This window comes from Burkholderia sp. MSh2 (assembly GCF_000731655.1).
Classification (GTDB): Bacteria; Pseudomonadota; Gammaproteobacteria; order Burkholderiales; family Burkholderiaceae; genus Burkholderia; species Burkholderia paludis.
In genome coordinates, this window is sequence record NZ_JPGM01000065.1 from 1 (window position 1) to 12,854 (window position 12,854).

At 63.9% G+C, this 12,854-nt stretch carries 14 protein-coding genes and 2 pseudogenes; 11 read left to right on the forward strand and 5 right to left on the reverse strand.

The features are described 5' to 3' along the window. Together GQ57_RS43945 and GQ57_RS38575 are read left to right on the forward strand one after the other, a co-directional pair. Nucleotides 1-88 (forward strand): annotated as a pseudogene (locus GQ57_RS43945) (OmpA family protein); the annotation flags it as partial. Nucleotides 89-232: 144 nt separating this feature from the next. Further along, nucleotides 233-1,039, forward strand: coding sequence for an EAL domain-containing protein (locus GQ57_RS38575; protein ID WP_063934609.1), 807 nt, complete (start codon nt 233-235; stop codon nt 1,037-1,039). A 149-nt stretch (nt 1,040-1,188) separates the two neighbouring features. On the opposite strand, the gene GQ57_RS31000 is transcribed toward GQ57_RS38575, so the two are convergent. Beyond that, entirely contained in the window at nt 1,189-1,875 is a 687-nt protein-coding gene (locus GQ57_RS31000) for a GntR family transcriptional regulator (protein WP_052001535.1), read from the reverse strand. 590 nt (nt 1,876-2,465) lie between these two features. Between GQ57_RS31000 and GQ57_RS31005 the strand changes: the two genes are divergently transcribed. The 3 genes from GQ57_RS31005 (at nt 2,466) to groL (ending at nt 5,960) form a co-directional block, all read left to right on the forward strand. Next, on the forward strand, nt 2,466-3,236 hold the full coding sequence (locus GQ57_RS31005; RefSeq protein WP_034199853.1) for a response regulator transcription factor: 771 nt from the start codon (nt 2,466-2,468) through the stop codon (nt 3,234-3,236). A gap of 743 nt (nt 3,237-3,979) precedes the next feature. Next, entirely contained in the window at nt 3,980-4,273 is a 294-nt protein-coding gene (gene groES, locus GQ57_RS31010) for a co-chaperone GroES (RefSeq protein ID WP_004186661.1), read from the forward strand. A 46-nt stretch (nt 4,274-4,319) separates the two neighbouring features. Next, nucleotides 4,320-5,960 carry a chaperonin GroEL gene (gene groL / locus GQ57_RS31015; protein WP_031402778.1) on the forward strand — a complete coding sequence of 547 codons (1,641 nt, stop codon included), beginning with the start codon at nt 4,320-4,322 and terminating at the stop codon, nt 5,958-5,960. A 109-nt stretch (nt 5,961-6,069) separates the two neighbouring features. Here groL and GQ57_RS31020 read toward each other — a convergent pair whose 3' ends face one another. The 4 genes and pseudogenes from GQ57_RS31020 to GQ57_RS31030 all read right to left on the reverse strand — a co-directional run bounded on the left by GQ57_RS31020 (nt 6,070) and on the right by GQ57_RS31030 (nt 8,203). Next, the gene (locus tag GQ57_RS31020) at nt 6,070-6,519 is read right to left on the reverse strand and encodes a hypothetical protein (protein ID WP_152603395.1); all 450 of its coding nucleotides are present in this window, start codon (nt 6,517-6,519) and stop codon (nt 6,070-6,072) included. 4 nt (nt 6,520-6,523) lie between these two features. After that, nucleotides 6,524-6,712 (reverse strand): hypothetical protein, encoded by a 189-nt coding sequence (locus GQ57_RS44440; RefSeq protein ID WP_407638617.1) that lies wholly within the window; start codon nt 6,710-6,712, stop codon nt 6,524-6,526. A gap of 106 nt (nt 6,713-6,818) precedes the next feature. Then, a pseudogene (locus GQ57_RS44190) lies at nt 6,819-6,953 on the reverse strand (type VI secretion system tube protein Hcp); the annotation flags it as partial. A 383-nt stretch (nt 6,954-7,336) separates the two neighbouring features. Next, nucleotides 7,337-8,203: a hydroxymethylpyrimidine/phosphomethylpyrimidine kinase gene (locus GQ57_RS31030; RefSeq protein WP_031402775.1), complete on the reverse strand. Its 867-nt coding sequence runs from the start codon at nt 8,201-8,203 to the stop codon at nt 7,337-7,339. A 254-nt stretch (nt 8,204-8,457) separates the two neighbouring features. Between GQ57_RS31030 and GQ57_RS31035 the strand changes: the two genes are divergently transcribed. The 6 genes from GQ57_RS31035 (at nt 8,458) to GQ57_RS31060 (ending at nt 12,845) form a co-directional block, all read left to right on the forward strand. Further along, the gene (locus GQ57_RS31035; RefSeq protein ID WP_004186709.1) at nt 8,458-8,628 is read left to right on the forward strand and encodes a rubredoxin; all 171 of its coding nucleotides are present in this window, start codon (nt 8,458-8,460) and stop codon (nt 8,626-8,628) included. A 104-nt stretch (nt 8,629-8,732) separates the two neighbouring features. After that, complete coding sequence (locus GQ57_RS31040; RefSeq protein ID WP_034199855.1) at nt 8,733-10,034, forward strand: hypothetical protein; 1,302 nt, start codon at nt 8,733-8,735, stop codon at nt 10,032-10,034. 182 nt (nt 10,035-10,216) lie between these two features. Further along, nucleotides 10,217-10,795, forward strand: coding sequence for a YqgE/AlgH family protein (locus GQ57_RS31045; RefSeq protein ID WP_006491354.1), 579 nt, complete (start codon nt 10,217-10,219; stop codon nt 10,793-10,795). Continuing rightward, the gene (gene ruvX, locus GQ57_RS31050; protein WP_031402773.1) at nt 10,792-11,241 is read left to right on the forward strand and encodes a Holliday junction resolvase RuvX; all 450 of its coding nucleotides are present in this window, start codon (nt 10,792-10,794) and stop codon (nt 11,239-11,241) included. The genes GQ57_RS31045 and ruvX overlap by 4 nt, the downstream gene beginning before the upstream one ends. Then, on the forward strand, nt 11,228-11,740 hold the full coding sequence (gene pyrR, locus GQ57_RS31055) for a bifunctional pyr operon transcriptional regulator/uracil phosphoribosyltransferase PyrR (RefSeq protein ID WP_034199856.1): 513 nt from the start codon (nt 11,228-11,230) through the stop codon (nt 11,738-11,740). Before ruvX ends, pyrR begins: the two co-directional genes overlap by 14 nt. A 73-nt stretch (nt 11,741-11,813) precedes the next feature. Then, nucleotides 11,814-12,845 carry an aspartate carbamoyltransferase catalytic subunit gene (locus GQ57_RS31060; protein ID WP_006476735.1) on the forward strand — a complete coding sequence of 344 codons (1,032 nt, stop codon included), beginning with the start codon at nt 11,814-11,816 and terminating at the stop codon, nt 12,843-12,845. Nucleotides 12,846-12,854 lie beyond the last annotated feature (9 nt).

The window sequence follows — 12,854 nt, forward strand, 5'->3', positions numbered from 1 at the left end:
CCGCGGCAAGGCCGATCCGGTCGCGACCAACGAGACCCCCGAAGGCCGCGCCAGCAACCGCCGCGTCGAAATCACGCTGCAGCATTGAGCGGGCGGCCGTCGCGCCGGCATGCCGTACCAGTGGAAGTAAGTCGTCGAGCGGTGATACCCCTGGGCGCGGAAACGTCCGGGGCGAGAGCAGGGCAGTGTCAGCGGACACTGGAGAATCTGATGTCGAGCACTGGAGATTGCTGTGGATAGTACGACAGAGTGCCGCAACCTTGACGATCTTGTCAGCGACGCGGAGCTTGGGTTGGCTCGGAAGGAGTTCTTCTTCGTTTATCAGCCCAAGCTTCGCCTTCAGACCGGATTGCTGTCCGGGTTTGAATCGTTGATACGCTGGCATCATCCGGAACATGGCGTATTGATGCCCTCGGTATTCATCGATATTGTCGAAAATTCACATCTGACACGCCGATTTACTGAATATGTCATTGCCGAATCCGTGCGGATACTCGCTGATTGGGCGACTCGTGGATATGATGAACTGTCGCTTTCTGTCAACCTGCCGGCCCATGAAGTGACACGGCCTGGAATGATAAAAAGGCTGTCCGCCATTCTTGATTCTTATGCCGTTCGGGCCGGAAATTTCCAGATCGAGCTCACGGAGTCCATCGATCCGGGCCCGATCGAGGCACTCGTCTCGGCGGTAGCGTCGATCCGGAGGATGGGCGCGAGTGTTGCAATCGACGATTTCGGAACCGGGTGCTGGTCGCTGACCAAACTACATCGCCTGGCGGTAGACACGCTCAAGCTGGATCGGTCGTTCATGCGTGACGTCGATGAACGTGCTGAATCGAGGGCGGTGGTCGAGGCGCTCGTTGAACTCGGCGCTCGCCTGGAGAAGCGCGTCGTGGTCGAGGGTGTCGAAACCGAAACCCAGTTCGAGTGGTTGAGGAAAATGCCCCGGGTTGACTGTCAGGGATACTACATCTCGGCGCCCGTTCGAGAGGAGCAGGTGAGCGGGCTGATCGAAAAATACCGGTTCTGTATCGAGTGAGACGACGGCGCGATCCTCTGCACTCCGGATCGACGCTCGCCGCCTTCTTCGCGATGCTTGATCGAGACCGACGATGTTGCGCCGATATCTGCAGCGTACTGCGAGCCTGCACGACATGAGGCCCGGTGCGGGCTCGATTCATCGAAGGCTTATCGAGCCGCGATTCGTGAATGATTCGGTTCGAAGTCGAGGGTAAAACAGTCCCGCGTAAATGCTTCGATATAGTCCATCATCTTGTCTGCTGCGAGTTCGGCTCCCTGTTCGTCACCGTTGGCTACCGCACGCACGATATTCGTGTGTTGCTGGCTTGCCGCCGGCAAATCGTTTAACCGCTTGTGATACATGAAGTAAAAGCGCCGGGACAAGGCATGCAACGGCGCGATTGCCTCGGAAGCGAATCGGTTTCGTGAGCACTGCGCGATAAGCTGATTGGTGGCGTACACGCTTCTCAAGTAGGCGACGATATCGTGTGATTCGCCTGCCGCGTCGAGTTTGTCCGCGATTTGGCCCAGTTCCTCGCGCTCCTCCGGCGACGCGCGGCGCGCCGCACGTTGCGCGATCAGGCGCTCGAGTTCGCGGCGCGTTTCGAGCACGAGCAACTGATCGTGAATGTTCGGGACAGTGATCATGATGCCGTGACGCGGCACGATCTGAAGGAGATGCGAGGCGGCCAATCGTTGGGCGGCCTCGCGAACCGGTGTTCTCCCGGTATTCAGCTTCTCGGCGAGAGAGGCCTCCGACCAGACGCTGCCGGGCGCGAGCTCCAGCGTCACGATGAGTTCTTCGAGTTTTTCATGAGCCTGTTCGGCAAGGGTGGTACCCGTCAGTCCGTTCATGTGTCTGAGTAGTCTTGAGAAATATTACTAACATACTAGACCGCTCGCCCCCTGTTTTCAACTTGTAGCTAAAAGGGCCGGTGCGGCAGCGTGCCCTTGCCTTGATTTTGTGCAAGCATCTTGACATCCTACTGATATGTCAGTAATATCCAATTAACATGCCTCGGGTGGCGAATGGAAATCGGGCGGGCACCGCATCGCCAGATCCGTTTTTTCGTTGATCGGGGCGTGGGGCGTCTGGATGCCGCAGATTGAGGGGCCCAGGCGCTTGGCGGTCTGTTGGCGTCTGTCAGGGAATTTGCGTCCCTGGAAGCTTTCCAGGGTCAAAGCCGATTCGGGGCAGCACCAACGGAGATGGCAGCGTATGTTCGCGATCTGATATCAGGACACTAATAACATCGGCCGATATGGCCTCTTCAATCCCGGTGAATGCGGTTTCGTTGAAATCGCATCCGGCACTCGCGAATTGACGTTGAATCATGAACGGTTTCAATCGCTCGACACATATTCGAAAAACACGGTGTTGGCGGGGTGGGTCGATTGATTCCAGGCATTTGAAATTGATTGGGTCGATGAAGGCTGGGGGTGTTATGAGTATCTTGTTGGTGGAAGGGGATCCGGGGCAGGCGTCAGCATTTCAACAAGCGCTGCGAGGATCAAATCGTGAAATTTCGCTGGCTTGCGATAGTGCGCGTGCCGTTCAGTTCCTGAGACAGAAGGCCGTGGAGCTGGTGGTGCTCGACTGGCGCATTCCGGATGCCAATGGCTTGAACCTGTTGCACTGGATTCGCGCCCATCTCGGTGACGAGCCCATCGTGCTGTTTTTGGCTGCGAGAACACTCGAGGCGGATATCGCCGCCGCACTGGACGCGGGGGCCGACGAGTACATCGGCAAGCCTTTTCGCGAGATCGAACTGGTGGCCCGGGTCAATGCATTGCTGCGTCGAAATGGCCGGAATAAAAAATCCGACAGCAGAATCGAGGTTGGGGCATACGTGCTGAATCCGCTTTTGCGCACGATAACCCTGCACGGCAAAGTCGTCGACCTGACCGCCAAGGAATATGCGCTGGCATGCTGCCTGTTCGGCAATCTCGGCAACGTGGTCTCTCGGGATTCATTGTCGACGCTGGCGTGGGGGCGAACGCTGGATGGATCGTCACGCAGCCTCGACACGCACATCTATCGGCTTCGGCAAAAATTGGCGCTTCGACCCGAAAACGGAATGCAATTGAACGCCGTATATACGCACGGCTATCGGCTCGACATGATCGACGAGCATTTGATGGCGGACAATTGCGCCGTTCCCGGCCAGTTTGCGCAGCGTGCGATTTCCGGCGGGAGTGCGGCTGGCCTGCTTTAGAAAAAACAGATGACGGGCGCAACAGCCACCGTCGCGACGACGGTGGCTGGCGTTCGCGGGCGCAGCACGTTTGACGTTGATGCGCCGGAAGTCATGAAGAGGGTGGGCGCGCAGCCCTCGTACGGCACGGCATTTCAGGCATGCTGCCAATGGTTGGCGTTTGTGGCGGGTTGCTCCTCGCCCGGCAGCCCGTCGGCCCCGCAACGGATGGATGGCTACCCATTCCCGCGAATGGACGACCGGTAGCGGCGAGCTTTCATGCGTCGGTCGCGAGGCGCAAGGGCGACAAACTGCTCCGATCCTGGCACGACGCCATCGTGACCGGCTGCCTGCGCCGTGAGCGCGATTATGTTGCCGACCCTCATTTATTCGAACCTGGTTTGCCCGGGGTGTCCGGGAATCCCCTGAGTGTGGCTGCCCAGGCCGCATGGCCGCGGCGACGGGTCGCGCACGCGACGCCCGGTATCCTTCCGGTCGGGCCGTTGCCGAACCGAATTATTTCTAAGTTGTTGTTTTTCCTGACTCTTTCATGCCGTGTCAAGGCTTGTCCCCCGCGCGCAAGGTTCGGGGTCGAGCGTTCCCTGGCGCCCTGAAAATTCCTCCGCTTCCCCCTTCTTGAATTTGTCAAAACCCGTCCATATAATTAGCACTCGCTGCACGAGAGTGCTAACAATTCTCTGCCGGGCGATAAGCCGGGCAGATTCCCTAAGCGTTCTTCAATCTCAGTCAAGAGAGGAGTGAATATGAACCTTCGTCCTTTGCACGATCGCGTGATCGTCAAGCGCCTGGATCAGGAAACCAAGACCGCCTCGGGCATCGTGATCCCCGACGCCGCTGCTGAAAAGCCGGACCAGGGCGAAGTCCTGGCCATCGGCCCGGGCAAGCGTGACGACAAGGGCGCACCGATCGCACTCGACGTGAAGGTCGGCGATCGCGTCCTGTTCGGCAAGTACGCTGGCCAGACCGTCAAGGTCGACGGCCAGGAACTGCTGGTCATGCGCGAAGAAGACATCATGGCCGTGGTCAACGCCAAGTAAGCGTCCTCCGACGGTACATATTCCCAAGAATTCAAGGAGTTAGAAGATGGCAGCTAAAGACGTCGTATTCGGCGATTCCGCCCGTTCGAAGATGGTCGAAGGCGTGAACATTCTCGCCAACGCAGTCAAGGTCACGCTGGGTCCGAAGGGCCGCAACGTGGTGCTCGAGCGCAGCTTCGGCGGCCCGACGGTCACCAAGGACGGTGTGTCGGTCGCGAAGGAAATCGAGCTGAAGGACAAGCTCCAGAACATGGGCGCGCAAATGGTCAAGGAAGTGGCTTCCAAGACCAGCGACAACGCAGGCGACGGCACGACGACGGCAACCGTCCTCGCGCAATCGATCGTTCGCGAAGGCATGAAGTACGTCGCATCGGGCATGAACCCGATGGACCTGAAGCGCGGCATCGACAAGGCAGTCGCAGCGGCTGTCGAAGAGCTGAAGAAGATCAGCAAGCCGTGCACGACGAACAAGGAAATCGCACAGGTCGGCTCGATCTCGGCGAACAGCGATTCGTCGATCGGCGATCGTATCGCTGAAGCGATGGACAAGGTCGGCAAGGAAGGCGTGATCACCGTCGAAGACGGCAAGTCGCTGGCTGACGAACTCGACGTCGTCGAAGGCATGCAATTCGACCGCGGCTACCTGTCGCCGTACTTCATCAACAACCCGGACAAGCAAGTTGCCGTCCTCGACAACCCGTTCGTGCTGCTGCACGACAAGAAGGTGTCGAACATCCGTGATCTGCTGCCGGTGCTCGAGCAAGTCGCGAAGGCTGGCCGTCCGCTGCTGATCATCGCTGAAGACGTCGAAGGCGAAGCGCTCGCGACGCTGGTCGTGAACAACATCCGCGGCATCCTGAAGACCGTTGCGGTCAAGGCGCCGGGCTTCGGCGATCGTCGCAAGGCGATGCTGGAAGACATCGCGATCCTGACCGGCGGTCAGGTCGTCGCGGAAGAAACCGGCCTGACGCTCGAAAAGGCAACGCTGGCAGAACTGGGCCAGGCGAAGCGCATCGAAGTGGGTAAGGAAAACACGACGATCATCGACGGCGCAGGCGAAGCCGTGAACATCGAAGCACGCGTGAAGCAAGTGCGCGCGCAAATCGAAGAAGCGACGTCGGACTACGACCGTGAAAAGCTGCAAGAGCGCGTGGCCAAGCTGGCCGGCGGCGTGGCAGTGATCAAGGTCGGCGCTGCGACCGAAGTCGAAATGAAGGAAAAGAAGGCACGTGTCGAAGACGCACTGCACGCAACGCGCGCAGCTGTTGAAGAAGGCATCGTGGCAGGCGGCGGTGTTGCGCTGATCCGCGCTCGCACCGCGATCGCAGGCCTGACCGGCCTGAACGCCGACCAGAACGCCGGCATCAAGATCGTGCTGCGCGCAATGGAAGAGCCGCTGCGCCAGATCGTCACGAACGGCGGCGAAGAAGCCAGCGTCGTGGTGGCGGCAGTTGCTGCAGGCAAGGGCAACTACGGCTACAACGCAGCAACGGGCGAGTACGTCGACATGGTCGAAGCCGGCGTCGTCGACCCGACCAAGGTCACGCGCACCGCACTGCAGAACGCAGCTTCGGTTGCAGGCCTGCTGCTGACGACGGACGCAGCTGTTGCTGAACTGCCGAAGGAAGATGCACCGATGCCGGGCGGCATGCCGGGCGGCATGGGCGGCATGGGCATGGACATGTAATCGACTTCGGTCGAAGGTGTCCGGAGCGCGCAGCAATGCGCGTTCCAGCCAAAAGAAAAGACCCGCAGCGATGCGGGTCTTTTTTTATGTGTGCGCCGGGCGATCGGAATCAGAACCCCGGCAGGTAGCACGAAGCATCGTCGTCTTCATCGTGAAGACCATAACTGCACGCGAATGGGTCGTGCCAGCCGTTGTTGCGGCCGTTGTAGAGATAGGCCGTGGCGCCGTTCGATGCCCATGTCAGTGACGCGGTGCCGCTGGAATAAACGCGCCACCTCGCCGAGCTGCCGTCCGGGAACGATACGGTGCCGCTCGAATTGCAGGGCGAGTAGTAATCTTGGGCCACAAACTTGCCGTCAATCGGCGTCGCCCTGGAAAAGAATCGCTTCAGCTGGTCGACGGTTGGCGTGAAAGTCCTGCAGGCGTCCCTGGTCAGCGGATCGTCCGGGGTCGATGTCTGGCCGGATTGCTCGACTATCACGGTGCTTACCCCTCTCGCCTGGCTGACGGCGATCGGGGCGCACAACGCAACGGCGAAGACACATCGCGCTAGATCCATGGCGTCACTCCCACCGTGCGGTACTTGCTTCGGTCGCGTTCTTGCGCCCGACTTCCGGGTGCCGATAGACCTCTCTCATCTCGACTTTCAGCGTCTCGGACAATTCACGAACCAGCCATTGGAGCGATGCATTTTGTTCGGTTGTGACGCTTTCGTAGACAGGTTCCGCGTTTTTTTCGTCGGGATAGTACATGCCGACAAGCTCGATTCCGATTGCGTCCGAGTTGGATGGATAGCGGTCCGGAAACGCCTTACGAGATTCGTGACGATGGGCTGCGGCGGGGCCGGTATTCAGTGCTGCCTCTACCCGAGCGCGTAGTAAGTGACTGGTCGGCGGACCAATCCCACGCCAATACTTCGATCTCGTCTGGATGAGAGGCGTCTCGAGATTCACCCCTGATGCCGGTCAGTTTCAGGAAAATGTCCTGCGCCATCGCCTACTCCTTTGCATCGGTCACATTGAATGAAATGAACCCTAGCATTGCGTGTGGCGCTCAATCTATTGGACCAGTTCGATTTTCGGCGAGCCTGGACGCTGAAATGTACGACGTTAATTCATCGGTCAGCCGAGACTCGATACGAGTCGGGCAGGCACGAACGCGGATTCGGCAGCGGCGACTGAATGGGCGGGATTTTGCAGGCCGAGGGATCGGCTCCCGGGCTACGCGGGGCGGAAAACCGGAGATTGGGACGGACGCGCCGAGCCGGCGGTCGTGCGTGCATCAGCGTCGATTTGTCGATGCGGGATGTGTACTGCCTGGACGACAAGAGGGGCGGCCGGCGTTCGAGTACTCAAGCGCCGGCCGCCCCAGGTGACTCAATGCCGGTGCGACGTCCGCGGCGCCGGGTCGGCCTTCACTGCCGGCGGCGTGTCCGAGTCTTCGTTGCTGCGCGCCCAGAAGAACCGGTCGGGCAGGTAGGCGCCCATGCCGGGCCGGAACGCGTCGCGCACGGCCTGGTACAGGTACTCCTGCGCCTCGCGAACCGCCTCGGGCGGCTCCTGGCCGTTCGCGAGCAGGGCCGCGATGGCCGCGCCCAGCGTGTCGGTGATGCCCATCAGCCGGTGCGGCGAGCGGTCCCACATGTCTTCGCGGAGCTGGCCTTCCTCGCCGTACAGCGTGTTGACGAGCCGGTGCGACCCCGTTTCGGACGACAGGATGTACTCGCAGCCCTGCGACAGCAGGTGCGAGACGGCCGCGTCGAGGTTCGGCGCCTCGGCGTCGCCGTCCGGCTGCGCGAGCGCGATCAGCGTGGCGTGGTCGGCCACCAGCAGCGTGGTTTGCGGCGCCAGCAGGTCGGCGATCGATTCGCGCAGGTCGTCGGCTGCCAGCACGTGCTCGTCGTCGAGCGTGAAATCCGGTGCGAGCACGAGCGGCACGCCGTCGTAGTCGGCGACGACCTCGGCGATCGCGCTGACGACTTCCGCGCGCGTCGCCGCGCCGATCTTGAACGCGGCAACCGGCATGTCTTCGAGCAGCATGCGCGCCTGGGCCGCGACGACGTCGGGATCGAGGCCGGTCACTTCGTCGCAGGCGGCCGAGTCGCGCACGGTGTAGCCCGTCAGGACGGACACGCCGTGACAGCCCATGCTCGCCAGGGTCATCAGATCGGCTTGGAGGCCGGAGCCGCCGGTGGGATCGGACAGGCCGAAGGTGAGGACGATCGGAGGGGCGTTGCTGGACATGTGGAAATGGGGCAAGAGAAAAACGGAAACGCGACGGAGATGCGGACGGCGAGGCGAAATGGGCATTTTCGGCCCTGTGTTGCCCGGCAGGCCGCACTTTTCAGTCATTATGCGGCGGAATCCGGCCCGGACGACGGATTTTTTAGCGCAGCGCAACGTAGTTGTCTTACTCCAGCGCGATTGCTAGGCAGTCCGGCCCCGACACGGTACCATCATGGCTCCCGAATTTACCGACTTTCCCGACGCGGCTTAAGATGGAATACAAGAGCTGGATGTGCCTGATTTGTGGCTGGATTTACGACGAAGAAGCCGGGCTGCCGGAAGAGGGCATTGCCCCGGGCACGCGCTGGGAAGACGTCCCGATCAACTGGACGTGTCCTGAATGCGGCGCCCGCAAGGAAGACTTCGAGATGGTCCAGATCTGACCGGATCCTTGGCCCACGGACACTCCGCTCAGGCCTCGCGGCCACCCGGCGCCCGCGCGCCGAGGTTCGCGCGAGCGACTTGACGATGACAGGCGCGCGTGTCCATGAGGCCCGAACCGGCGAACGTTCCCCACCCTGACGCACTGCCCAATCCACGCGGCGGGGCCGTGCCTGCGGCCGACGCCTGGCTTGCGGCGGCTGCCGACGCCTTCGAGCGGCGCGACGACGCGGCCGCGCCGCTGTCCGCGGCGGCTGCCGTGCTGGCGGAAGCCGGCTGGTTGCCGGCCGCGCGGTTCGCGGGGCAGTTGTCGTCTGCCGCGCCGCTCGTCGTCGACGAGCCGGCTTCGGCCGACTGGCGTGCCGCGCTGCGCGATTTCCGGGCGGCCGTCGGGCGCCACAATCTGCGCGAGCTCGCCTGCTCGCCCGTTCTCTTCGAACATTTTCGTGCGTTGCGTGCGCAAAGCGCCGCCGACCTGCATGCGGCCGCGCCGTTCGATGCGCTCGCGCTCGTCGGCCGCGCGGTGCCGCCCGCCACGCTGCGCGCATTGCCCGACGCGTTCGCGACCCGGATTCGCGCCCGCTACGAGCAGGCGCTGCTCGGCGTGCTGCGTGCGGAGCCCGGCGCGTCCGGCGCGGCGTTCGACGAACTCGACGCGATGCTGGCCGCACTCACCGACGACGGCCCCTACGATTTCTGGCGGCTCGCGAGCGCGTGCGCACGGGCGCTGCGCGCAAGCGGCGCGCCCGAGCTGAAGCGCTTTCTGGCCCGGACGAACCTGCTGCTCGGCGAGCACGCGCAGGGCCGGCGCAGTGCGCCGCCCGAGCTCGTGCGTGAAACGGTGGCGCTGCTGTGGCGCGATTTCGCGCTGTTCGGCGCGGCGGCCGAGGATGTCGCGTTCGTCGACGTACTGCACGACTACGGACTGACGGTCGACTGGCACGTTGCCGGCACGCCGGCGTCCGAAGCGCTGTGGGAGGCCGACGCCGCGCGGGCCGAGCACGACGCGCTCGCCGTCGCGCCGACCCGCGGGCTCGGCGTCGTGACGGTCAACGCGCATGCCTATGAGGATTTCCTGCAGACGGCCGATGCGTCGATGGCCGATCTTGCGGCCGACCCGGCCAGGGCCGACGCGGGCGCGGCGTGGCGTGCGTCCGGCGCCGCCTACCGGGTCGGAACGGCGGCGTGCGCGCTCGGGCTCGGCCACGCGGCGCTGCTGGCCGACACGCTGGGCCTGGCGTGGCGGCGTGCGGCGCACGGCGTGCCGTTCGCCGACGGCGGCCCGGACGCGCACGGCCATGCGTCCGACATGTTGCGTGCGGCGCTGCTGAAGATTGCGGCCGGCGTCGCGCCGCCGGATCTCACCGCGGCGTCCGGGGTGCTCGGCGCGGCGCTCGGCCGGGCCTGACCGACACGGGGCCGGACACCCGGCGGCGCCCCTTGCCGCACGGGCTCGCAACACGCTGCCGACAGCGCCCGCGCGCGTGTTAGAGTGCCGTGTGATCCGTGCGCGCCGTTGCCAGCGTGGTGCGGCGTTGCTTGTTGATCGCGGCCCGGTCAGGTCGCGGCGTCTTTGCTAAAATTCAAACCATGTCAAAGCCTTCCGATCGCATCAATCTCACCAACCAGTTCCTGATCGCCATGCCGAACATGGCCGATCCGACGTTCTCGGGAACGGTGGTCTATCTTTGCGATCACAGCGAGCGCGGTGCGCTCGGCCTCGTCATCAATCGTCCCACCGACATCGACCTCGAGTCGCTGTTCAACCGCATCGACCTGAAGCTCGACATCGAGCCGCTGCTGCACATTCCGGTGTACTTCGGCGGCCCGGTGCAGACCGAGCGCGGCTTCGTGCTGCACGAGCCGGTCGAGGGCGCGAGCTACAACTCGTCGATGTCCGTCGACGGCGGGCTGGAGATGACGACGTCGAAGGACGTGCTCGAGGCGGTCGCGACGGGTACCGGCCCGAAGCGTTTCCTGCTGACGCTCGGCCATGCGGGCTGGGGCGCTGGGCAGCTCGAGGAAGAAATTTCCCGCAACGGCTGGCTGACCGTGGCGGCCGATCCGCGCATCGTGTTCGACACGCCGGCGGAGGAGCGCTTCGAAGCCGCGCTCGGCCTGCTCGGCGTCAGCTCGTCGATGCTGTCCGGCGAAGCAGGGCACGCATGAGCGGCGCGAGCGCGCGCGATGCGACGCTCCTGGCGTTCGACTACGGCGAAAAACGGATCGGCGTCGCGATCGGCAATGCGCTGACGCGCTCGGCCCGTGCGCTCGTCGTGATCCAGAACCTGAACCGCGAACACCGCTTCAAGGCGGTCGGCGACCTGCTGGCCGAATGGCGGCCCGACGCGCTCGTCGTCGGCCTGCCGATGCATCCGGACGGCACGCCGCACGACATGACGCAGCAGGCGAAGCGCTTCGGCAACCAGCTGAACGGCCGTTTCGGCCTGCCCGTCACGTGGGTCGACGAGCGCTATTCGTCGGTCGAGGCCGAGGCCGGGCTGCGCGAGCGCAACGTGCGCGGCCGTGAGCGGGCCGGGATGCTCGATGCCGAGGCCGCGCGCGTCATCCTTCAACAGTATCTCGATCAATTGTCCGACCATGAGCACCATTGACGCCGAGGCGCTTTACCGCGTCCTGCTCGACCAGATTCGCGCCGCGTACGGCACGGCGTTCGCCGAACCCGGCGGCCCGCGGCTCGCCGGCATTCACAGCGGCGGCGCCTGGCTCGCCGGGCGCCTGGCGAACGATCTCGGCGCGCCGGCGTTCGGCGTCGTGAACGTCGCGCTGCATCGCGACGACTACGCGAAGAAGGGGCTTCACAGCCAGGCCAGCCCGACGTCGCTGCCGTTCGAGGTCGACGGCGCGCGCATCGTGCTCGTCGACGACGTGCTGTACACCGGGCGCACCGTGCGCGCGGCGCTCAACGAGCTGTTCGACTACGGCCGTCCGGCCGCGGTCGAGCTCGCGGTGCTCGCCGATCGCGGCGGCCGCGAGCTGCCGGTCGCCGCGCGCTTCGCGGGCGGCGCGCTCGACGTGCCGGCCGGCGCGACCCTTGTGCTCGCACGCGACGATGCGCAGTTCACGCTGCGCGTCGAGGCGCACGGCGCCTGAACGGCGCGCGAACCGTATCCCGGGCCGCCGGTTTGCACCGCGGCCCGTTTGCATAGTTGGAATCACGCACACCATGACCACCGACACCACTGGCCGCACCGGCAATCCCGCTGCGGCCGCGAGCCCCGACCGGTTCCGCTACGGCTTCCTGAAGGGCAACCCGCAGCTCACGAAAAACGGCGAGTTGAAGCACCTGCTGTCGATCGAGGGCCTGCCGCGCTCGATCGTCAACCATATCCTCGATACGGCCGAGCAGTTCGTCAGCGTGACGGACCGCGAAGTGAAGAAGGTGCCGCTGCTGCGCGGCAAGTCCGTGTTCAACCTGTTCTTCGAGAACTCGACGCGCACCCGCACGACCTTCGAGATCGCAGCGACGCGCCTGTCGGCCGACGTGCTGAACCTGAACATCAACGCGTCGTCGACGAGCAAGGGCGAATCGCTGCTCGACACGATCAACAACCTGTCGGCGATGCATGCCGACCTGTTCGTCGTGCGTCACGCGTCGAGCGGCGCGCCGTACCTGATCGCCGAGCACTGCGCGCCGCACGTGCATGTGATCAACGCCGGCGACGGCCGCCATGCGCACCCGACGCAGGGCCTGCTCGACATGTACACGATCCGTCACTACAAGCGCGACTTCACGAAACTGCGCGTGGCGATCGTCGGCGACATCCTGCATTCGCGCGTCGCGCGCTCCGACATCCACGCGCTCACCACGCTCGGCGTGCCGGAAGTGCGCGCGATCGGCCCGCGTACGCTGCTGCCGGGCGGTCTCGAGCAGATGGGCGTGAAGGTGTTCCACAACCTCGACGAAGGGCTGAAGGGCGTCGACGTGATCATCATGCTGCGCCTGCAGAACGAGCGGATGAGCGGCGCGCTGCTGCCGTCGGCGCAGGAATACTTCAAGACCTGGGGCCTGACGCCCGAGCGCCTCGCGCTCGCCGCGCCCGACGCGATCGTGATGCACCCGGGCCCGATGAACCGCGGCGTCGAGATCGACTCGCAGGTCGCCGACGGCCCGCAGTCGGTGATCCTCAACCAGGTCACGTTCGGCATCGCCGTGCGGATGGCGGTGATGGGCATCGTCGCCGGCAACAGCGACTGAGCCCGCTTT